The sequence below is a fragment of the Pontibacillus sp. HMF3514 genome (assembly GCF_009858175.1).
Taxonomy (GTDB): domain Bacteria; phylum Bacillota; class Bacilli; order Bacillales; family BH030062; genus Pontibacillus.
Map to the genome: position 1 here is coordinate 3,599,522 of NZ_CP047393.1, position 21,101 is coordinate 3,620,622.

19 protein-coding genes are annotated in these 21,101 nt (G+C 40.8%); 1 reads left to right on the plus strand and 18 read right to left on the minus strand.

Annotation, left to right across the window (positions count from 1 at the left end; translation table 11 throughout):
* Positions 1–70 precede the first annotated feature (70 nt).
* The 12 genes from GS400_RS18240 to GS400_RS18295 all read right to left on the minus strand — a co-directional run bounded on the left by GS400_RS18240 (position 71) and on the right by GS400_RS18295 (position 11,119).
* Complete coding sequence (locus GS400_RS18240) at positions 71–1,750, minus strand: cbb3-type cytochrome c oxidase subunit I (protein WP_160104148.1); 1,680 nt, start codon at positions 1,748–1,750, stop codon at positions 71–73.
* A 13-nt stretch (positions 1,751–1,763) separates the two neighbouring features.
* On the minus strand, positions 1,764–2,225 hold the full coding sequence (locus GS400_RS18245; protein WP_160104149.1) for a cytochrome c oxidase subunit II: 462 nt from the start codon (positions 2,223–2,225) through the stop codon (positions 1,764–1,766).
* A gap of 15 nt (positions 2,226–2,240) precedes the next feature.
* Positions 2,241–2,390, minus strand: a complete 150-nt coding sequence (locus tag GS400_RS18250) for a hypothetical protein (protein ID WP_160104150.1) — start codon at positions 2,388–2,390, stop codon at positions 2,241–2,243.
* A 241-nt stretch (positions 2,391–2,631) separates the two neighbouring features.
* Positions 2,632–3,060 (minus strand): hypothetical protein, encoded by a 429-nt coding sequence (locus tag GS400_RS18255; protein ID WP_160104151.1) that lies wholly within the window; start codon positions 3,058–3,060, stop codon positions 2,632–2,634.
* Positions 3,061–3,164: 104 nt separating this feature from the next.
* The gene (locus tag GS400_RS18260) at positions 3,165–3,776 is read right to left on the minus strand and encodes a thymidine kinase (protein ID WP_160104152.1); all 612 of its coding nucleotides are present in this window, start codon (positions 3,774–3,776) and stop codon (positions 3,165–3,167) included.
* A 243-nt stretch (positions 3,777–4,019) separates the two neighbouring features.
* Positions 4,020–4,265: a type B 50S ribosomal protein L31 gene (locus GS400_RS18265; RefSeq protein ID WP_160104153.1), complete on the minus strand. Its 246-nt coding sequence runs from the start codon at positions 4,263–4,265 to the stop codon at positions 4,020–4,022.
* 156 nt (positions 4,266–4,421) lie between these two features.
* Positions 4,422–5,711: a transcription termination factor Rho gene (gene rho / locus GS400_RS18270; protein ID WP_236561044.1), complete on the minus strand. Its 1,290-nt coding sequence runs from the start codon at positions 5,709–5,711 to the stop codon at positions 4,422–4,424.
* A 354-nt stretch (positions 5,712–6,065) separates the two neighbouring features.
* Positions 6,066–7,031 carry a class II fructose-bisphosphatase gene (gene glpX, locus GS400_RS18275; protein WP_160104155.1) on the minus strand — a complete coding sequence of 322 codons (966 nt, stop codon included), beginning with the start codon at positions 7,029–7,031 and terminating at the stop codon, positions 6,066–6,068.
* Between the two features lie 279 nt (positions 7,032–7,310).
* Positions 7,311–8,597, minus strand: coding sequence for a UDP-N-acetylglucosamine 1-carboxyvinyltransferase (locus GS400_RS18280; protein WP_160104156.1), 1,287 nt, complete (start codon positions 8,595–8,597; stop codon positions 7,311–7,313).
* Positions 8,598–8,752: 155 nt separating this feature from the next.
* The gene (gene fsa / locus GS400_RS18285; RefSeq protein ID WP_160104157.1) at positions 8,753–9,394 is read right to left on the minus strand and encodes a fructose-6-phosphate aldolase; all 642 of its coding nucleotides are present in this window, start codon (positions 9,392–9,394) and stop codon (positions 8,753–8,755) included.
* 303 nt (positions 9,395–9,697) lie between these two features.
* Complete coding sequence (fba, locus tag GS400_RS18290) at positions 9,698–10,561, minus strand: class II fructose-1,6-bisphosphate aldolase (protein ID WP_160104158.1); 864 nt, start codon at positions 10,559–10,561, stop codon at positions 9,698–9,700.
* 198 nt (positions 10,562–10,759) lie between these two features.
* Positions 10,760–11,119 carry a response regulator gene (locus tag GS400_RS18295; protein ID WP_160104159.1) on the minus strand — a complete coding sequence of 120 codons (360 nt, stop codon included), beginning with the start codon at positions 11,117–11,119 and terminating at the stop codon, positions 10,760–10,762.
* A gap of 194 nt (positions 11,120–11,313) precedes the next feature.
* On the opposite strand from GS400_RS18295, the gene GS400_RS18300 reads away from it, so the two are divergent.
* On the plus strand, positions 11,314–11,829 hold the full coding sequence (locus GS400_RS18300; RefSeq protein WP_160104160.1) for a DUF2529 family protein: 516 nt from the start codon (positions 11,314–11,316) through the stop codon (positions 11,827–11,829).
* A 41-nt stretch (positions 11,830–11,870) separates the two neighbouring features.
* On the opposite strand, the gene GS400_RS18305 is transcribed toward GS400_RS18300, so the two are convergent.
* From GS400_RS18305 to GS400_RS18330, 6 genes are all read right to left on the minus strand, one after another.
* Positions 11,871–13,475 (minus strand): CTP synthase, encoded by a 1,605-nt coding sequence (locus GS400_RS18305; RefSeq protein ID WP_160104161.1) that lies wholly within the window; start codon positions 13,473–13,475, stop codon positions 11,871–11,873.
* Positions 13,476–13,731: 256 nt separating this feature from the next.
* Positions 13,732–14,298, minus strand: coding sequence for a DNA-directed RNA polymerase subunit delta (rpoE, locus tag GS400_RS18310; protein ID WP_160104162.1), 567 nt, complete (start codon positions 14,296–14,298; stop codon positions 13,732–13,734).
* An 801-nt stretch (positions 14,299–15,099) separates the two neighbouring features.
* Positions 15,100–18,342 carry a fused isobutyryl-CoA mutase/GTPase IcmF gene (icmF, locus tag GS400_RS18315; RefSeq protein ID WP_160104163.1) on the minus strand — a complete coding sequence of 1,081 codons (3,243 nt, stop codon included), beginning with the start codon at positions 18,340–18,342 and terminating at the stop codon, positions 15,100–15,102.
* 29 nt (positions 18,343–18,371) lie between these two features.
* On the minus strand, positions 18,372–18,992 hold the full coding sequence (locus GS400_RS18320) for a TetR/AcrR family transcriptional regulator (RefSeq protein ID WP_160104690.1): 621 nt from the start codon (positions 18,990–18,992) through the stop codon (positions 18,372–18,374).
* A gap of 7 nt (positions 18,993–18,999) precedes the next feature.
* Complete coding sequence (gene meaB, locus GS400_RS18325; protein ID WP_160104164.1) at positions 19,000–19,938, minus strand: methylmalonyl Co-A mutase-associated GTPase MeaB; 939 nt, start codon at positions 19,936–19,938, stop codon at positions 19,000–19,002.
* Between the two features lie 14 nt (positions 19,939–19,952).
* Positions 19,953–21,095: an acyl-CoA dehydrogenase gene (locus GS400_RS18330; protein WP_160104165.1), complete on the minus strand. Its 1,143-nt coding sequence runs from the start codon at positions 21,093–21,095 to the stop codon at positions 19,953–19,955.
* Positions 21,096–21,101: the final 6 nt, after the last annotated feature.

Here is a 21,101-nt window from a genome sequence, read left to right on the forward strand (position 1 = left end):
ACGACCACCACCTTCTAATGTTAAAAAAATAGAGAGATAGTCTATGAAAAGACTACCTCTTTATGTTTCATCACCACGTTTTAATAGGTGGTGATCCTGGGGGAGCGTTGATTGTGAAGTCCACAATTGGAATCACATATCCCATGGCAATCAGTAATAGCATAATCACAATCCAATTTCCCCAACGTTCTGTCCAATATGGAGTATAGGTATCATGTTCTTCCCTTTCAGCGATCGGAAATTCTGTTTCCCCTTTCGGAGCACGGAACATGAGATGGAAAACAGCATACACTTGAAGCAGTACACCTACAATTAATAGAACCCCACCGATTGCAATCAAGATCATGAATGGGTCCCACCCCAATGCAGTAGCACTTTCTCCATAAGTGGTATAAGACGTTCTGCGCGGTGCACCAAGTAACCCAACATAGTGCATAGCCCCTGCCATAAACAGCATTCCAGCTGTCCAAATGATAGTCTGAATGACTCCTAATCGATTGATCTTAGGAGTTAATGTACGATTAGAAATATAAGGAATTAACCAATAACTAATCCCGAAGAATGTTAAGATAACCGAAGTTCCTACCGTTATGTGAAAATGGCCTACAATCCACATCGTGTTATGCACGACTTGGTTCAATTGGTTCGTTGATTGAACAATCCCACCAGCGCCGCCAACTATGAAGGCAATCATGGCTATCATAGGGGCCAAGAACCGAACATCACCCCAAGGTAGTTTTTTGTACCAACCTAATAAACCTTTTCCCCCTTTCTTCCTACCTGTCCGCTCAAATACAGAGAACATTGCAAATGCCGTCATTAATGATGGGAATGCAATTGAAAGACTCATAAAGACATGTAAGAATTTCACTTCTTGTGAGATGCCGGGATCAACGATTTGATGATGAAAACCACCCGGTATATTCATAACAACAAGCAGAATAACCACAATACGAGTTAATGTATCACTAAAACGGCGACCTCCTATAACTTTCGGAACAATTACATACCATGCAGAGACTGCTGTCAGATACCAGATGTTAACCAATGTATGTCCAAATGCCCAAAACAGGGTCCGACTTAACATCACATTAATCGTTTCTACCCATCCGAAAGCCCAAGGAATAATCATGAAAACCTCTATGGCTACAGGAATACTCCCAAAAAACAAGAGAACAAACACACCTGTTGCAAAGAATGAAAAAATCGGTAAACTTTGTCCGCGATTGTACTTTCTCCAATGAGCAACATTGATAAATGCCCCAAACGCACACATCCACACCCCTACAATAATAAGCACTAATCCAATGTAGAAATAAGGTGATGCAGCCATTGGAGGATAGAACGTATATAAAACAGACGCTTGATTCATCAGAATTGGAATAACGGCAAACACAAAACCAACAATCTTCAAACTAAACCCAATCCACGCCATCTTTCTTACTTTTGGAAGAAGACCTCCTAATGTGTGAGACAGACCGGCATAAAAATAACCGATCGTAAAAAAGGCCGTTAACACAAGAACTAGTAACACTCCGTGTGCCGTTAAAATCTGATAATAATTTAACCATGAAGGGAGTTCTAACATCCCTGCACGATTAAGTCCTTGTAATAACCCTAATACCCCCCCAAGCAGTAATGCTACAAACGCTACAAATAGATATGATTTCGATATTCTAGCATCCTCACGCTGAAGTCCCATGTACCGATTTACTTTTTGTATATAGGATTCATTAAGAGCTGTTTCCATTGTTACCCCCCCTTTATTTCACATAAATCCTTGTACTCATCAATTGGTGACCTGCCCCACAATACTCATTACATAAAACCAAATATTCACCAGGACGATCAAATTTCTGAGTGATTTTTTGAATATGACCAGGCATAACCATAGCATTAATATTTGTACCAGCTACCTGAAAACCATGCGTTACGTCTTTTGAAGTTAAAATAAAATGAACTGTTGCACCTGCAGGAATTTCTATATCACTTGGGTTAAAACTAAATATTTGCATAGTCATAACAACTTCATATTCATTTTCTCCAATTTTTTTAATCCCTGGTTGATCGAATGGTGCTGTTTCATCTACCCTCTGTGGATCGATTGTCTCACCGTGACTAGGTGGACCCATTTCCAAAGCAAAGGTTTGATATCCTGTAGCAAGCATGAAAGCCATTAACATACCAAAACTTAGTGCAAGCCATATAATTTCAGATCTACTCATGTTCTATCCCCCCCTTTAAAGTCGAATCATATAAAGTCCGTATAAAATGAAATACGTAATTAAAATTACTGCGGCCAAAACGCCAAGCGAAAAGTACGTTCCTTTCGATGATGTATTAGATTCTTGGTCCAATTCTTTACTGTGATCCAACCCTGAATCTGCCATTGTGATCATCCCCTTTATATAAGTTTGTCTTCAGCTTAATTGATAACGTTTTTCAATGATGTGAAGTAAATCACAGGGGAAAAATACAAAGTCCTTCAAACATGCGCTCTCTTTAGAGGGGAAGAGTGTTTTGACAATTTAGTGAACATAAAAAATAGAGCTGCGCAATCAGCTCCCCCCAGAGGGCTTTCACCTTCAAAGAAAAATCCGCATGTTCTAAAGAACATGCGGATGGTCTAGGTTATTGACTTACATAAACTCGGATTTTATAGCGTGGTAGTGCGCCTTCGATTTTTCTTCTTAATTTGTTCGTTAAAGCAATACGTTCGTCACTTCCGCTTATAGCGGTTGCTTTCACGCGTACGTGCGCTGTGCTTCCGTTAAAGTTAACACGGCGAACTTCAACATTTGGAACTTCTTCGACTGCTTCAAAGATTTTTCGCTTGTCTTGCTTAAGCCCCCACGTTTCGCCTACTTGGTTCATTTGCATTGGACTTTCGTTTTGCAGATTATAGCCATTTTTCGTTGGGTTGTGATCTTTCAACGTGTCCGTATTTTTGTTATTCAAGGATTGAACGTCACGAACTTCTTGTGTTCCTTGAGGATTTGTTGCACAAGCTCCTAGTATAAGTGCCATCATTATGGTCATGCTTACCATTATAAATCGCATTGTGGGTCCTCCTTTTACCTGATTTGGTATTAGCTTGCCCACATGCATCTGTACTACCAGTGGCACTTTTTGGATAAGAAAAAACCTCGCTGCGAGAGCGAGGTTTACTGAGATTGTTTTGCTTTTAAGATGTGCCTGGGTCTGTTTGGTACTTCATGATGATGACGGCATCTTGGCTCGTATGATTCTGATGCTCCCACTAGGATTACAGGGTCATCATAGGAAGCTGGTTTGCCATCAATCAAACGTTGTGTGCGACTTGCTGGGGATCCGCAAACTGGACAAATCGCGCTTAACTTTGTAACAGATTCCGCTAATGCCATTAAGTGTGGTACACAAGCGAAGGGTTTCCCGCGGAAGTCCAAATCAAGTCCAGCCACAATAACACGATGTCCACGTTCAGCTAAGGTTTGTGCTACCTCAACAACATTTTCATCAAAAAATTGTACTTCATCAATTCCGATGATATCGACATTTTCATCAATGTAGTCAAACATATCCTCAGAGTGTTCGATCGGACGAGCTAAAATCGACGTTCCATTGTGAGAGACAATGGATTCTTCAGAATAACGATTATCGATGATTGGCTTAAATACGCGTACGGAAAGGTTTCCGTATGTAGCACGTCGTACTCTGCGAATCAGTTCTTCTGATTTTCCTGAGAACATGCTACCACAGATCACTTCGAGCCAACCGCTTTGTTTCATTACATGCACAAGCGGGTCTCTCCCTTCTACTTTCGTGACTTTTCTCAAAGGTTGTACATTTATCATTTACTAAAACATTATAAACATTAATATTGCATAAAACTGGTTAATGTCACCAGCCTTTTATTCATCATATGAGAGAACGGGTCGTTTGACAAGCCTCTACATCATGAATTTAGACTCCTTAACGTATAAAAAAACAGGCAAAAGGATAGACAATTTGCCTGTTTTTTAATTTCAAGTAAGAAAAACTTACTTAATGTTGTATTTTTTCTTAAAGCGATCTACACGGCCACCAGCTTTGTCAGCTTTCTGCTTACCTGTGTAGAATGGATGTGAAGCTGAACTAATTTCAACACGGATTAATGGGTACGTGTTACCGTCTTCCCACTCGATAGTCTCCTCAGAGCTAAGTGTAGAACCCGTTAGAAATTTGAAATCAGAACTAGTGTCTAGGAATACTACCTTACGATAATTCGGGTGAAGTCCTTCCTTCATGCTTTTCCACTCCTTATTGCCCTGAACCCTTGGGGAACAGAGTTATTTTAAGAGTCGGTATATGGCTGACTTCTATCAGCCTCTATCGAAACTCACATAGAAAGATTATAACAAGGTCACTTTAAAGTTGCAACCTATCATTTTATTTTAAAATGGCTACGAGCGGCGAGAATGCGACTTCCCTTTCATTTCTTCATCCATAATTTGAAAAAATTCATCATTATTTTTAGAAGATTTTAAGCGACGCAGGAATCGATCAACAAAGTCATGCTGGTCTCCCATTGTTTTGCGGATCGCCCAAATCTTCTCGACGTGATCTTTTGGAAGGAGTAGTTCTTCTTTTCGTGTACCGGAACGCATAATATCGATAGCTGGGAAAATACGTCGTTCAGCAAGATTACGATCAAGATGTAATTCCATGTTCCCTGTACCTTTGAACTCTTCATAAATCACATCATCCATACGAGAGCCTGTATCGACTAGCGCTGTAGCAAGAATCGTTAGGCTTCCACCTTCTTCAATGTTACGTGCCGCACCGAAGAAACGTTTTGGACGGTGGAATGCAGCTGGATCAATACCACCAGAAAGCGTACGGCCACTTGGTGGAATAACTAAGTTATACGCACGAGCAAGACGCGTGATACTATCCATTAAGATAATAACGTCTTTTTTGTGCTCTACTAGACGCATTGCACGTTCTAAAACAAGTTCAGATACTTTAATATGGTTTTCTGGTACCTCATCAAATGTTGAGCTTACAACATCAACACCATCTTGCACAGATCGCTCGATATCTGTTACTTCCTCTGGACGCTCATCCACAAGTAAGATAATCAACTTCGAGTCTGGATGGTTTTTAGAAATGCTGTTTGCAATTTGCTTAAGTAACATGGTTTTACCAGCTTTTGGCGGTGCTACAACTAAACCACGTTGTCCAAAACCAACTGGCGTCATAAGATCAATGATACGCGTTGATAGCTTTTTACTTTCTGTTTCAAGCCCCATTTGAACATCTGGGTATAATGGCGTTAGAGCTGGGAAGTGTACACGTTCTTTAGCCGTTTCAGGGTTTTCACCATTAACTGCATCAACATGTAAAAGACCATAGTAACGTTCATTTTCTTTTGGAGGACGTACCTTACCGGATACTTTATCTCCGTTTCTTAAATCAAAACGGCGAATTTGAGAAGCAGAAATGTAGATATCTTCAGCACTTGGCGAATAGTTGATTGGACGTAAGAATCCGAATCCTTCAGAAGGGATAATTTCCAGAATACCATCCATGAAAAGAAATCCATCTTTTTCAGCTTGTGCTTTTAAAATAGCAAAAATAAGTTCACGTTTTGTCAGCTTCGCATAATAAGAAACTCTATATTCTTTGGCGAGCGAGTATAGCTCTTTTAAATTTAATGTCTCTAAATGCGAAATAGATAATGAAGCAGACACAATATCACCACACCTGTATTTTATTTTATTCATTACTGGAAAACGAAGATCCTTAATTGCGATTGAACATAGCTCGTTTCAATCGTCTGATCAGTGGGTCTTCAATATTCGTTTGAAAGAAAAAGAAAAATTGAAATAGCTTCTGTTTTCAGGGACAAAAAATACTCATTTGAAGGAAAATTTTTAGAAGCTAGAATGGAAGTTTGCCAACGGGGCTTAAAAACTATTAATACATTTAATTAACATCTATCATTTTAACCTTTTTCTATACCTTTATTCAACTAATTTTTATTTTTGGAACTTCTATTTAGAAAGGTGCCCACCCGCTAAGGGTAGAGGCACCTCCTTGAGTAGTTACTTTATAACAAGATTCGGTTTCTTTTTAAGAGAGTGGTTTCCGTCAATGAAGCGAACAGTTCCTGATTTCGCACGCATAACCACGGTTTGAGTTGTGGCTTTCATGCCTTTAAACTGAACACCTTTTAGTAGTTCACCATCCGTTACACCTGTAGCTGTAAAGATGGCATCGTCTCCCCCACAGAAATCATCCATGTATAGAACACGATCGATGTCATCAATCCCCATCTTTTCACAACGAGCTCTCTGTTCATCATTTTCAGGTAGCAGTTTACCTTGAATTTCACCGCCTAAACATTTCAATGCTGTTGCAGCTAAAACGCCTTCAGGCGCTCCACCACTACCAAATAAAATGTCTACACCTGTATGATCGAAAGCTGTATTGATGGCAGCAGCTACATCACCGTCAGAAATGAGCTTAATACGAGCACCAGCCTCACGAATTTCATCAATAATACCTTGATGACGTTTACGGTTTAAAACAATAGCTACAACATCTTCAACATCTTTATTCTTAGCAGCTGCAACCGCCTTCAAATTTTCTGTTACAGATGCATTAATATCAACTTTTCCAACAGCTTCAGGACCAACTGCAATTTTATCCATATACATATCAGGTGCATGAAGTAACTTACTGTGATCTGCCACAGCTAAAACGGATAAAGCATTCCAAGTACCTTGAGCTACGATGTTCGTTCCTTCTAAAGGATCCACTGCAACGTCCACGCGTGGACCATAACCGTTACCTAGTGTTTCTCCAATATAAAGCATAGGAGCCTCGTCCATTTCACCTTCTCCGATTACAACTCGCCCTTTCATAGGGATTGTATCAAAAACGTCACGCATGGCACTTGTTGCTGCGTCATCCGCTTCGTCCTTCTTCCCTCTTCCCATCCAGCGAGCTGATGCTAATGCGGCTGCTTCTGTTACACGAACTAACTCCATTGTTAAACTTCTTTCCATCGCTTGCTTCCTCCCCTTGTGCTTCTCTGTTTTGTGTCTTACTTCCCCTTTCAATAAACGAAACATTCTCTATATGTAGCAGAGTTCGGCTAGTCTCCAGAAGAAACTTACCAGCCGAACTCTTTTATTATTGTCCAGCTTCAGCGCCCAGCAACGAATGGACTTCCCTCGCCTCCGTACTATAAGTCAACATGGAATCGCTACGCTCTTCGTGTTTCCTTTATCGTACTACGGGCTCAGTCCAGTCCCTTCGTTGCTAAACGGGCGCTTACGCTTTTCTTATGAGTTTTGAAATTGCTCAACTTCTTCTTCAGTCATCTGTTCACGCCATACGTTTGCTCCCAGATTATTGAGCTTTTCTGTTAGGTTTTCATAACCACGATCGATGTGATCAAGGCCTGTAATTTCAGTAACTCCGTTAGCCATTAAGCCAGCTACAATAAGAGCTGCTCCTGCACGTAAATCACTTGCTTTTACTTTTGCTCCTTCTAACGAAACAGGGCCATTCACAATGGCTGAGCTTCCCTCTACTTTTATATCCGCATTCATACGGCGGAGCTCATCAATGTGTTTGAAACGTGCTTGATAGATCGTATCTGTCACAACTCCAGTACCAGAGGCTTGGGTTAACAACGATGTAAACGGTTGTTGTAAGTCTGTCGGAAAACCTGGATACACAAGCGTTTTAATATCCACACTTGAGATTGGTTTATCCCGTTTTACAATCATTTGATCATCGCTAGTCTGAACTGATACGCCCATTTCCCTTAACTTAGCAATTAGAGATTCTAAATGTTGAGGAATTACGTTATCGATCAAAACCTCTTCACCCATTGCAGCAGCCATAATCGTGTAGGTTCCAGCTTCAATCCGATCAGGAATAATGGTGTGCTTACAACCATTTAATTTATCGACTCCTTCAATACGGATGACATCTGTTCCAGCACCTTTAATTTTAGCTCCCATACTTGCAAGAAGCGTTGCTACATCAATGATTTCAGGTTCTTTTGCCGCATTTTCAATAACGGTTGTTCCTTTAGCTTTTACAGCAGCAAGCATAATGTTAATTGTCGCTCCTACACTGACTACATCCAAATAAATGCGTGCACCGCGAAGCTCCTCTGCACGTAAATAAATCGCGCCTTGTTCATTCGTTACCTCTGCTCCTAAAGCTTCAAATCCCTTAATATGCTGGTCAATTGGACGAGGTCCTAAATGACATCCACCTGGAAGGCCAATGACAGCCTTTTTGAAACGACCTAGCATCGCCCCCATGAAGTAATAGGAAGCACGTAGTTTCTTCACTTTCCCATTTGGTAATGGCATTGAGATCATACGAGATGGATCAATATAGATGTCTTCACCTTGTTTCGATACTTGGCCACCTATTTCTTCTAGCAAATGACTTAGAGTGCCTACATCAGATATGTTGGGTAACCCTTCAATCGTCACTGGGGATTCAGCTAAAATTGCCGCTGGAAGCAATGCCACTGCACTATTTTTCGCTCCACTAACGCGTACCTCTCCCCTTAAAGAGTTGCCACCTTCAACAAGCAGTTTTTCCATGATGAACTCCCTTCTTCCCTAGGCAAACTTTCAGAAAAGAACGATGTTCACTTTTGTGAATGCAACGTCTTTTCATGTAAGGTAATCCTATAATTCAAATCTGGAAGGTTGAAAAATTTGATAACCTTATTTTACACAATTTTTCCATGTTCATACTAACTTTGTTTTTTCCAATCTGCAAGGAATTTTTCAATCCCCGCATCTGTTAGTGGATGCTTCACTAACTGTTTTAACACTTTTAATGGAATCGTAGCAATATGCGCACCGTTTAGTGCAGCTTCTGTTACGTGAATAGGGTGGCGAACAGAAGCTGCAATGATTTCTGTTTCCAGTCCATGAATATCGAAAATGTCAGAGATTTGTTTAATTAATTCCATTCCATCTTGGCCGATATCATCAAGACGACCCAAGAATGGAGATACATACGTAGCTCCTGCTCGCGCCGCTAATAACGCCTGGTTAGCAGAGAAAATAAGTGTAACGTTTGTCTTAACCCCTTTTTCGCTTAGCTTTTTAACAGCTTTTAAACCTTCTAGTGTCATAGGAACTTTAATGGTAATATTAGGTGCAATTGCAACAAGATCCTTTGCCTCTTCTAACATTCCCTCAACATCCTCAGCAATTACCTCAGCACTTACGGAACCATCTACTTCTTTCGTAATTTCATTCAAACGATCGTGAAAAGATACACCCTCTTTAGCAACAAGAGATGGGTTGGTTGTGACTCCAGATAAAACGCCTAAAGCATTTGCTTCTCGGATTTCGTCAATATTTGCTGTATCAATAAAAAATTTCATAGTTGATTTCCTCCCATGTGTTATCATTAGTCGTCTAGATTCATTACCCGAATTTAAGAAAGTGCACGCTTCATTTTTATGCACACCTCTACTTTATCCCATATAAAAAGCTTTTTTAAATAGTCTAATATGACTCGGCCTTTCAAACTAAAACGCTTTCAGGACCCTAAAAGAGAAACCGCCGAGTAATACGGCGGCTTCGATCTATTGTCCAGCTTCAGCACCCAACGACTCGTGCACTTAAGCCCACATGGTGTGGGGCAGTCCATAAGTTGCTGAATGGGTGCTTAAGCTTTTAGAAGTTTATGCTTGGTTAGAAGAACCAAATTCGCGCATTTTACCGATAACCGTTTGCTTGATCGCGTCACGACCAGGTCCAAGGTATTTACGAGGATCAAATAGTTCTGGCTTTTCAGCTAGCGTGTCACGAAAAGCTTGTGTTTGCGCAACTTGGTTTTCAGTGTTTACGTTAATTTTTGCAGTTCCGAAACGGATTGCTTTCTTGATATCTTCTGTTGGGATACCAGTACCACCGTGTAGTACAAGTGGCTTATCTACAAGACCCATGATTTCTTCCATGCGGTCGAAACCTAAGTTTGGTTCACCTTTGTAGTGACCGTGTACAGAACCTAGAGCTGGTGCAAATACGTCAACGTTTGTTTGGTCAACAAGTTGTTTACACTCAGATGGGATTGCGTAAGCTGCTTCAGCATCGTCAACAATGATGTCATCTTCTTGACCACCAACACGGCCAAGTTCTGCTTCAACAGATACACCATGAATATGAGCAAGCTCTACAACTTTTTTCGTTAGAGCAATGTTCTCTTCAAGTGGATCGTGAGAAGCGTCGATCATAACAGAAGTGAAACCAGCATGGATCGCTTCAGCACACTTTTCGAAGCTAGAACCATGGTCTAAGTGAATTGCTACAGGAACAGTTGTACCATAAGAATCCATAAGTGCTTTAACCATAGATACTACTACGTTAAATCCACCCATGTAACGGGCTGCACCTTCAGATACACCTAAGATTACAGGAGACTGCTCTTCTTCAGCAGCTTGTAGGATAGCTTGAGCGTACTCAAGGTTGTTTAAGTTAAATTGGCCAACACCATAACGGTTTTCTTTAGCCGTTTCTAACATTTCTTTCATCGATACTAGTGGCATGGACTAGATCCTCCTTTATATTCTCACAGAACTTGTCAACCTATAGCTTGTTCACTTTTTGCTGGCAAGATTCTGTTATGTAGTTTTTCTCTCAACATTATTAGAATACCAACTACATTTAAGCGGCGCAACAGTCCATCCACAAGATAACGTTTTCATCTTTAAAAAAGATATTTTCGCAATTATATGACGTTTTAATTATTTCAAAAGATTAACAATAATATCTTTCATCTCTTGAATATTAAATGGTTTAGCAACAACTTCTAGCACACTTTCATGCTGATGTGCATCTTTCAATTCATCTTCTGCTAAACCACTCATTAGTACGGATGCAATATGAATATTTTCCTTTTCAAGATCTTCAATAACTTCTATTCCATCTTTAACGGGCAGCTTATAGTCCAATAGCATTAGGTCCGGATGTTTTTCCCTGACTACTGAAAGAGCTTCTTCACCTGTAACAGCTTGAAGCACATTAAACCCCTCACTCTTAATTACTTCCTCGAGTAGCATACGAATTCCAGGTTGGTCATCTACTACCAATACCGTTTTAGCCATTACTCCATCACGTCCTAACTGTATAAAGTTTTTTGTGCGTATAAATGTCTATCTGTTTAGTTCGTTTTACATATGGTATTCTCCTGCATCTAATGTGCAAAATCGTTCCCTTCTATAATTCGGCCGTATTATGCTATCCTTACTAATAGACGAACGAGAAGATAAAACGTTTCAAATATAAGGAGATATTTCTCATGTTAAAAATGCTTGCCACACAATTAACAGGTACATTTCAACGCATAAATGAAAAAGAAACACTCCATATTGAAGATGCTGCAAGAGCTTTAGCTCAAGCTATTGTGGGTGAAGGACACATTTATGTCTGGGGAACAGGTGAAATGAAATCACTGATCCATGAAGTAGAGGAAGGTCCAGAAACCTTACCTAAACAGCATGTGTATAATGAAGACATTTCATTATCCTCTATTGACCGTGTCATTATTGCATCACGATTTGCAAATGATGAAGAAGCACTAGCTCTAGTCAATACGGTTCAAAAACAAGGTGCACAGGTTATTCAAATCTCAGCCTTAACGAAAGAAGAAAACCCATTGCAGGAAGTCGCTGATTTTCACATTGATACGAAAACAGCAGGCCCGTTGCTCCCTTTTGATATGGATCGAATAGGCTTTCCATCCGTAATCGCTATGTTTTATGTGTACATGGCTATTTACGTAACAACAAAAGAAATCATCGATGAATATGAATAAAAGGGTTGTGGCTTTTGCCACAACCCTTTTTTAGTAGCTGTCTATTTCTGTTTTAAGCTTGCTCCAACAAAGTCATGGAATAAACGTTGTGGACGTGTAGGACGTGACTTGAACTCAGGGTGGAACTGTGAAGCTACGAACCAAGGGTGGTCTGATAGTTCAACAATTTCTACTAAGCGACCGTCTGGGCTTGTCCCTGAGAATTCAAAACCTGCATCCTGCATTTGCTCACGATACTGGTTATTAAATTCATAGCGGTGACGGTGGCGTTCGTATATAACCTCTTCCCCGTAAGCTTCCTTCGTACGAGTACCGTCTGTAAGTTTACAAGGGTACACGCCAAGACGTAGTGTTCCGCCCATGTCTTCAATATCCTTTTGCTCAGGAAGCAAGTCGATAATCGGATGAGGTGTAGTTGGATCGATTTCAGCAGAATGAGCACCTTTCAATCCAAGTACGTTACGAGCAAACTCTACAGTAGCAAGTTGCATACCTAAGCAGATACCTAAGAAAGGTACTTTATTCTCACGAGCATAACGGATCGCGTCAATTTTACCTTCTATTCCACGATCTCCGAATCCACCAGGTACTAGAATTCCGTCTGCATCAGAAAGCTTTTCCTCAACGTTATCTGCTGTGATTTCCTCAGAATTGATCCAGTCAATTGTAACATCACTGTCATAGGAGTACCCTGCATGTTTTAATGCCTCAACAACAGAAATATAAGCATCTGGAAGCTCGACATATTTACCTACAATTGCAATCTTCGTATGATTTTGTAGATTCTTCACTCGGTTAACGAGATCATTCCATTCTCCCATATCTGCAGTTCCACAAGTTAATCCAAAATGATCACATGTTAATTGATCTAAATTCTGTTCCTGCAATGTTAATGGCACATCGTATAATGTTTCAGCGTCGCCTGCTTCAATAACAGCTTTTTCGTTAATGTCACAGAATAAAGCAATCTTTTCTTTCATTTCCTGACTGATAGGCATTTCTGTACGTAATACAACCGTGTCAGGTTGAATACCAAGGGAGCGCAGTTCTTTAACAGAGTGTTGTGTCGGTTTCGTTTTCATTTCGCCAGCTGCTTTAATATAAGGAACAAGTGTACAGTGGATATACATAACATTTTCTTTGCCGATATCACTCTTCATTTGGCGAATAGCTTCTAGGAATGGTAGAGACTCAATATCCCCAACTGTACCGCCAATTTCTGTGATGACAACATCAGCGTTTGTTTCGTTTCCAGTTCGGAAAATACGGTCTTTAATCTCATTTGTGATGTGAGGAATGACCTGAACGGTTCCGCCTAAATAATCTCCACGACGTTCCTTCTTGATAACTGTCGAGTAGATCTTTCCTGTCGTTACGTTACTATACTGACTCAGGTTAATATCAATAAAACGCTCATAATGGCCTAGGTCCAAGTCGGTTTCCGCACCATCTTCCGTAACAAAAACCTCACCATGCTGATACGGGCTCATCGTACCTGGGTCAACGTTAATATAAGGGTCAAACTTTTGAATTGTCACCTTTAATCCACGATTTTTCAAAAGACGCCCTAATGAAGCAGCAGTGATTCCTTTACCAAGTGAGGAAACAACTCCTCCAGTTACAAAGATATACTTTGTCTCCGCCATAACTTATCCCTCTTCCTTTTCGTTTTTCTTAAGGACATTTCAGATGACCATGCATCTCATCCTATTTATTGTATGAATTCCATTATTCAAGCAAATAAGCCTATTTTCTTTAGGGTTCGCATCTTTAAAAAATTTATTTTCATTATAAATAAGAAAAGCGCTCCCGTTAAATGAACGGGAGCGCTTGGAATGTCGAATCTTATTTTAAAGAGCCCAAATCATATAATACTGATATCATCTAACAAAGTCAAGACGATTATAGGTTGTCGTCTTCTTCCTCTTCCTCATCGTCTTCTTCATCACTAATTTCGTTAAGACTTTCATCATTTGCTTCTGTTTCAGAATAGTCATCATCATCTTCAGAAAGATCAAAGTCTTCATCTAAGCCACTATTTTCTTCGCCATCTTCGTCTAGATCAAGTTCTTCATCATCAAGGTCAAGGTCGTCTTCAATTTCTTCTTCTTCAATATCAGACTCTTCTTCCTCTTCCTTCTTCTTCTTCTTGCTCTTGGCTGGTGCTTTTTTCTTTTTCTTCTTTACAGGTGCTTGGATTTCTTCTTCTGCTTGCTCAACTGGGTACCAGCGTTTTAATCCCCACATATTTGATCCAATCGTTAAGAAACGTCCATCAACATTTAGATCTGTGAACAATTGCGCAATCCATTTTTTCTTTTGCTCTTTTGTGAAGCCTTTAATGCTTGCTACTTTATCAAAAAGTTCATTGAAATCTAGCGCTTGTTTTTCGTCTGTAAGCACTTCATGGGCGATTTCAATCATTGACATTTCAGCAATCTCATCGTGGCTATAGTTTTTAAAGCTCACGGCCAGCACTCCCTTTATATCAAAAATTCTTTATCATAACTAATAAGTATAAATTCTATGAGGCGTTGTTTCAACCATATCATACATTATAAACAAATGAGTATTGTTTATGCTAGGAGTAAGGCAAGAAAATTTGATTTATCTCTAGTTTTCTTACATTTTAACTATCTTAAGAACTCCATATTGGAGGAGTCCGTTGCTGGGAAAAGAGTAAGGGGTTCATTGAAACGGTGATACTCCTGTGGAAGACCGCCCGAGCTTCCTCATCCGCTACGCTCCTTGCGGGATCTCGGCCGCCCTTTCTACCACTGGAGTTCACCGTTTCCTTCACCCCTTGCAATTGTGGATGTTAACGGACCCTATTTGTGAAGTAGATCTCTAATGAGTCTTGTAATCATTATTAGTTATCCTAGCAAACCTTTTAAAATCTAATTTAAATATCAAGTTAGAAAACTTTAACATGGCTGTGGAACGGGTTGACTCCTCCGGTGGAAAGGGCGAGCGAGATCACGCAGGAACGTAGTGACGAGGAAGCTGTAAAATAAACAAGGAAGTTCGACTAAGAGCGCTACATCCTGTAGCAACATCGAACGACCCCACGTCGTGTGAGGCCGGGGAAAGCAATCCATTCCACAGCCCACCGAACTGCATAAACATAACGAAACCATCCCGCACCAGCTTATTCAAAGTTACTTCCACTGAACATATAAACTTAACGAATATATCAAGAATATTCATTAACAAAGCCTGCATATCAAAAACACATGTGATTTCTAATGCGAAACCACATGTGTTTCTACTTTACATATTTCTACGGTACTGGCCACCAACTTCATATAATGCATTGGTAATTTGGCCTAGGCTGGCTACTTTAACGGTTTCCATTAACTCTTCGAATACGTTGCCACCGTTTTTCGCTACTTCTTTTAAGCGCTGCAATCCTTCTTCAGTTTTGTCAGCGTGTTTTTGTTGGAAGTTGCGAAGTTCTGTGATTTGGTGCATTTTTTCTTCTTTAGATGCACGGGCAAGTTCCATGGAGTTGATATCGTCTTCTGATTGAGGGTTTGGATTTAGGTACGTGTTCACTCCAACAATCGGAAGTTCTCCACTGTGTTTTTTGCCTTCATAGTATAAGGATTCTTCCTGGATCTTACCGCGCTGGTATTGACGTTCCATAGCACCTAATACGCCGCCACGGTCATTGATACGTTCAAACTCTTGTAATACCGCTTCTTCTACTAGATCCGTTAATTCTTCAACCACGAAAGATCCTTGTATAGAGTTTTCATTTTTCGTTAATCCGAACTCTTTGTTAATAATCATTTGGATCGCCATCGCACGACGTACAGATTCTTCTGTTGGCGTTGTGATCGCTTCATCATAAGAGTTTGTGTGTAAGGAGTTACAGTTATCCTGAATCGCAATTAGCGCCTGAAGTGTTGTACGAATGTCGTTAAAGTTAATTTCTTGAGCGTGTAAAGAACGTCCAGACGTTTGAATGTGATACTTCAGTTTCTGACTGCGTTCATTCGCACCGTACTTATCACGCATAATGATCGCCCAAATTCTACGTGCTACACGTCCCATTACGGTGTATTCTGGATCCAATCCGTTCGAGAAGAAGAAGGAAAGGTTTGGTGCAAACTTATTGATATCCATACCACGGCTTAAATAGTACTCGACATACGTAAGACCATTTGCAAGTGTGAATGCAAGCTGTGTAATCGGATTCGCACCCGCTTCAGCAATGTGATAACCAGAAATAGAAACCGAATAGTAGTTTCGGACTTCATGGTCGATAAAGTATTGTTGAATATCTCCCATCATACGAAGTGCAAATTCAGTAGAGAAGATACAAGTGTTTTGACCTTGGTCTTCTTTCAAAATATCTGCCTGAACTGTACCACGTACAACAGAAATCGTTTCTTCTTTAATTTGCTGATGCTCTTCAGGACTCGGCTCACGACCCTCACGCTCCTTAAAGCGCTCAAGCTGCTGATCGATTGCTGTGTTAAAGAACATCGCTAGAATAATTGGAGCAGGTCCATTAATCGTCATCGATACGGATGTTGTTGGATTACATAGATCAAACCCTGCGTAAAGCTTTTTCATGTCATCTAATGTACAGATGGATACGCCACTTTCTCCAACTTTTCCGTAAATGTCAGGACGCTCATCTGGATCTTCCCCATATAATGTAACCGAGTCAAACGCTGTACTTAGACGTTTAGCAGGCTCCCCTTCTGAAAGGTAGTGGAAGCGACGATTTGTACGCTCTGGTGTTCCTTCTCCAGCAAACTGACGTGTTGGATCTTCCCCTTTACGCTTGAACGGGAATACTCCTGCAGTGAATGGGAAGGCACCTGGCACGTTTTCTTTCATTAACCAAAGAAGTCTATCGCCCCAGTCTTTATAGTGAGGTAATGCGACCTTAGGAATCTTCAAACCAGATAACGTTTCCGTGTTTAGGTCCATCGTTATTTCTTTATCACGGATCTTGAACGTCATTTGATCCTGAGCGTAACGTTCTTTGGTATCATCCCAATTTTCAAGTGCTTTCTTTGCTTCTGGTTCAAGCTTTTTTTCATATGTCTTCGCTAGCTCATCAACCGCTTGGTGTGCCTCTTGATTTTCTAATAAGTCCGCACTTCCTCTGAGTTGGAACCATTTACGTGCTAGTTCACTTTGCTCATGCGCTTTATCATGATAATTACGCACTGTTTGAACGATATCACGTAAATACTGACGACGATCTGGTGGGATAATTAGATCTTGCTTCTCAACATCTGTCACACGTTCAAATGGCGTAGACTCATCCCAAGAATAGGCTTCATTCAGCTTATCAATTAAAGCTGCGAATAATGTGTTCGTCCCTGGATCGTTAAACTGACTTGCAATCGTACCGAAAACAGGGAACGTGCTATGGTCTTCATGGAACTTCATATGACTGCGCTCAAACTGTTTTCGTACTTGGCGTAGTGCATCTGCTGATCCTTTTTGTTCAAACTTATTAATGACGATAAAGTCAGCAAAATCAATCATATCGATCTTTTCAAGCTGTGTCGGTGCTCCGAATTCTGCTGTCATGACATACATGGACAAGTCTGTCACGTCTGTAATGGCAGCATCACCCTGCCCAATTCCGCTTGTCTCTACAATAATGAAATCAAAACCTGAAGCTTTAACGACATCTATCGCTTCTTGAATGGATTTGGATAGCTCACTACGAGAATCACGTGTGGCAAGTGAACGCATATATACGCGATAGGAGAAAATAGCATTCATACGAATACGGTCCCCTAATAGAGCACCACCCGTTTTCTTCTTCGTTGGATCTACGGATAGAATGGCAATCTTCTTATCCGGTACTTCATTCAAAAATCTACGAATTAATTCATCTGTTAAAGAGCTTTTACCTGCTCCACCTGTCCCTGTAATTCCAAGCACAGGAATGGTTTTATTTTGTTGCTCGAGAACTTGCTCAACAGCTGCTGCTGCATTCAGTTCTTCTTTTGACGTGTTCTCGACACAGGAGATAAAGCGAGCAATAGCTTGAGGTTCTCCTTCTTTTAACTTCTTCAAGTCTTCATCTAAATTGATCGGTGTTTGAAAATCACACTCTTCAAGCATACGGTTAATCATCCCTTGAAGACCCCAATTGCGTCCGTCTTCAGGAGAGAAAATACGAGAGACACCGTAATCATGAAGTTCTTTAATTTCCCGTGGAATAATAACGCCTCCACCGCCGCCATATACACGGATGTGGTCAGCACCTTTTTCCTTCAAAAGATCTACCATGTATTTAAAGTACTCAACATGTCCGCCCTGATAAGACGAGATTGCGATGCCTTGTGCATCTTCATGGACAGCTGCATTTACAACTTCTTCAACTGAACGGTTATGACCTAAATGAATAACCTCTGCTCCACTCGCCTGTAAAATACGACGCATAATGTTAATCGACGCATCGTGACCATCAAACAAACTCGAAGCTGTAACAAAACGTACAGCATGCTTCGGTTTATACATTTCAGGTTGTTCCATACGAGTTCCTCCTCTTTCCTCACTTAAAGTTATGCTTCTTTCGTAACTTGCAAACCTTCAAACAAAAAGTGCATTTGGCGTTCTGTGTACTCTTCTAACGTAAATTGTTTTTGAAGCATCCAACGTCGAAATCCCCACATTTGTCCTTGAACAAAGATGTTATTCGCAATAAGTTGGATGTCTTCCTTTGACATCGATGTTGGTAGGCTATTTTCAATGACTTGCTCCAGCATTTGAAGCATGTTCATTTCTTTTTTTAAAACGTAATCTTGAGCATCTTTGGAGAGAGACTTTACCTCTTGATACATTACGACAACTTCATCCTGCATATCGTCCATTAACTGAAAATAAGATTGGATTGCATTCTTCAAGCTAGGCATTCCTTTTTCATTTGTATCAATCGCTTGCTCCATGCCATCTCTAACTCGTTCATAAATAAAATCACAAACGAGAAATAGGACGTCTTCTTTGGTTCGAATATATTCATAGAGCGTACCTATACTAAAACCAGAAGCCTTGGCAATTTCACGTGTTGTCGTTTTATGAAAGCCTTTTTGCTTAAATAAAGCCACGGCTCCTTTGATCATCTGGTCGCGACGTTTCACGATCAACCTTTCATCCTTAATCGATGAAGGTACCTTTTTCATCATCAACGTCTCATCCCCCTCCCTGCTTCCATTCCGCAAGCCATGCTTTGGCTAGTTGATAAGGGTCAGCATTTGCGTCATCTAATCTTTTTTGCTTTTCGGAATCCTTTTCGATGGTTTGGTAGATATCCTGCCAGAGTTCTTCTCGCATTAAGTCATAGACTTCATATTGAAGTTGTTGCTTCCGCTGTTTATGCCCTTGTTCTGTTTCATATAAGTATTGATTATGACGATTCAGTTCACCCCACAATGATTCGATTCCTTTGTTTTCTGTAGAAACCGTCTCTACGATTGGTGGTTGCCACCCTCGCGCTCCTGAAATCATCATGAATTCTTCTAATTGTGTTTTAAGCTTTCTTACACCTGGTAAGTCAGCTTTGTTAATGATAAAAAGATCAGCGATTTCCATGATGCCTGCTTTGAAAATTTGTAGAACATCACCGCTATTAGGCGTTAACACAACGGAAGTCGTATCTACGACTTTCATAATATCGAGTTCAGATTGCCCGACTCCTACTGTTTCAACTAATATGACATCAAAGCCATAGGCATCGCAGATTCGAATCGTGTCTTTGGTTGCTCGAGACAAACCACCAAGTGATCCTCTTGTAGCCATACTACGAATATAGATACCAGGATCTGTAAAGTGGTCATTCATTCGAACCCGATCACCTAATAACGCTCCACCACTGAACGGACTTGTCGGGTCAACAGCAATGACAGCAACGGTTAACCCTTTTGACCTGAGGTGTGTGAGAAGACGATTGACTAGTGAACTCTTCCCAGCCCCGGGCGATCCCGTAATTCCGATATAATGGGCTTGCTTTTTAATTGAAAAGAGATCACTTAATAGATCAAGCTTTTCTGGATCATCGTTTTCAACTAGTGTGATCGCTCGTGCCATGGCTCGTAAGTCTTTGTTTGCGATCCGTTCAGCCAGCTTATGCATGGAGTTCGTCCTTTCTATTCCTTCGTAAGCATACGTCCGATTACTAGACGCTGAATTTCCTGTGTACCTTCATAGATTTGAGTGATTTTCGCATCACGCATGTATCGCTCAACTGGGTAGTCTTTTGTATAACCATAGCCTCCGAATACTTGAACCGCTTCTGTCGTAATACGCATTGCCGCATCACCAGCGTATAGTTTTGACATAGCAGAAGCTTTTCCATAAGGCTTTCCTTCAGACTCTAACCATGCTGCCTGGTAAGTTAAGAGACGAGACGCTTCAATTTCAGTTGCCATGTCCGCAAGCTTGAAGGAGATCCCCTGGTTTTGCGCAATTGGTTTTCCGAACTGCTCACGCTCTTTTGCGTAATCAACTGATGCATCAAGAGCACCTTGTGCAATACCAAGTGCCTGAGCTGCAATTCCGTTACGTCCACCGTCTAGTGTAGACATCGCGATCTTGAACCCTTCTCCTTCTTTTCCTAGCATGTTTTCTTTCGGAATCTTACAGTCTTCAAAAATAAGCTCCGTTGTTGGGGATGAGCGAATGCCTAGCTTTTTCTCTTTCTTCCCGAACGTGAAGCCAGGGGTTCCTTTTTCAACGATAAATGCGCTTATTCCTCTATGTTTGGCATCTGCATCCGTCTTGGCAAACACAACATACAGATCGCCTACACCGCCGTTTGTGATCCATACTTTGCTTCCGTTAAGTACATAAGAGTCGCCTTCTTCTTTCGCCATTGTACGCATAGATGATACGTCAGAGCCTGCTCCTGGTTCAGAAAGGGCGAATGCACCTAGTTTTTCACCTGAAGCTAACTGAGCTAAGAAGGTTTTCTTTTGCTCTTCGTTACCGTATTTGAAAATCGGCCAACTACATAATGAGATATGTGCAGAAAGGGTTACCCCTGTAGAAGCACAAACGCGAGATAACTCCTCAACAGCAATGACATAGCTTACGTAGTCAGAGCCTATGCCGCCATACTCTTCTGGCCATGGAATACCTGTTAGACCTAGCTCAGCCATCTTGTCAAAAATCTCACGGTCAAATCGTTCTTCTTCATCACGCTCTGCTGCTGTTGGTTCGACTTCGTTTTTTGCAAAGTCGCGGACCATTTTACGTAGCATTTCTTGTTCTTCAGTTAGTTGAAAATTCATGTATCT

Bases quoted from the DNA above. Each gene is read 5' to 3' on its own strand.
- glpX (WP_160104155.1), bottom strand. From the start codon at position 7,031: ATGGAAAGAAGTTTAACAATGGAGTTAGTTCGTGTAACAGAAGCAGCC.
- GS400_RS18245 (WP_160104149.1), bottom strand. From the start codon at position 2,225: ATGAGTAGATCTGAAATTATATGGCTTGCACTAAGTTTTGGTATGTTA.
- GS400_RS18265 (WP_160104153.1), bottom strand. From the start codon at position 4,265: ATGAAGGAAGGACTTCACCCGAATTATCGTAAGGTAGTATTCCTAGAC.
- GS400_RS18255 (WP_160104151.1), bottom strand. From the start codon at position 3,060: ATGCGATTTATAATGGTAAGCATGACCATAATGATGGCACTTATACTA.
- fsa (WP_160104157.1), bottom strand. From the start codon at position 9,394: ATGAAATTTTTTATTGATACAGCAAATATTGACGAAATCCGAGAAGCA.
- GS400_RS18240 (WP_160104148.1), bottom strand. From the start codon at position 1,750: ATGGAAACAGCTCTTAATGAATCCTATATACAAAAAGTAAATCGGTAC.
- GS400_RS18300 (WP_160104160.1), top strand. From the start codon at position 11,314: ATGTTAAAAATGCTTGCCACACAATTAACAGGTACATTTCAACGCATA.
- GS400_RS18250 (WP_160104150.1), bottom strand. From the start codon at position 2,390: ATGGCAGATTCAGGGTTGGATCACAGTAAAGAATTGGACCAAGAATCT.
- GS400_RS18280 (WP_160104156.1), bottom strand. From the start codon at position 8,597: ATGGAAAAACTGCTTGTTGAAGGTGGCAACTCTTTAAGGGGAGAGGTA.
- fba (WP_160104158.1), bottom strand. From the start codon at position 10,561: ATGCCACTAGTATCGATGAAAGAAATGTTAGAAACGGCTAAAGAAAAC.
- GS400_RS18295 (WP_160104159.1), bottom strand. From the start codon at position 11,119: ATGGCTAAAACGGTATTGGTAGTAGATGACCAACCTGGAATTCGTATG.
- GS400_RS18320 (WP_160104690.1), bottom strand. From the start codon at position 18,992: ATGATGAAAAAGGTACCTTCATCGATTAAGGATGAAAGGTTGATCGTG.
- GS400_RS18330 (WP_160104165.1), bottom strand. From the start codon at position 21,095: ATGAATTTTCAACTAACTGAAGAACAAGAAATGCTACGTAAAATGGTC.
- icmF (WP_160104163.1), bottom strand. From the start codon at position 18,342: ATGGAACAACCTGAAATGTATAAACCGAAGCATGCTGTACGTTTTGTT.
- GS400_RS18305 (WP_160104161.1), bottom strand. From the start codon at position 13,475: ATGGCGGAGACAAAGTATATCTTTGTAACTGGAGGAGTTGTTTCCTCA.
- meaB (WP_160104164.1), bottom strand. From the start codon at position 19,938: ATGCATAAGCTGGCTGAACGGATCGCAAACAAAGACTTACGAGCCATG.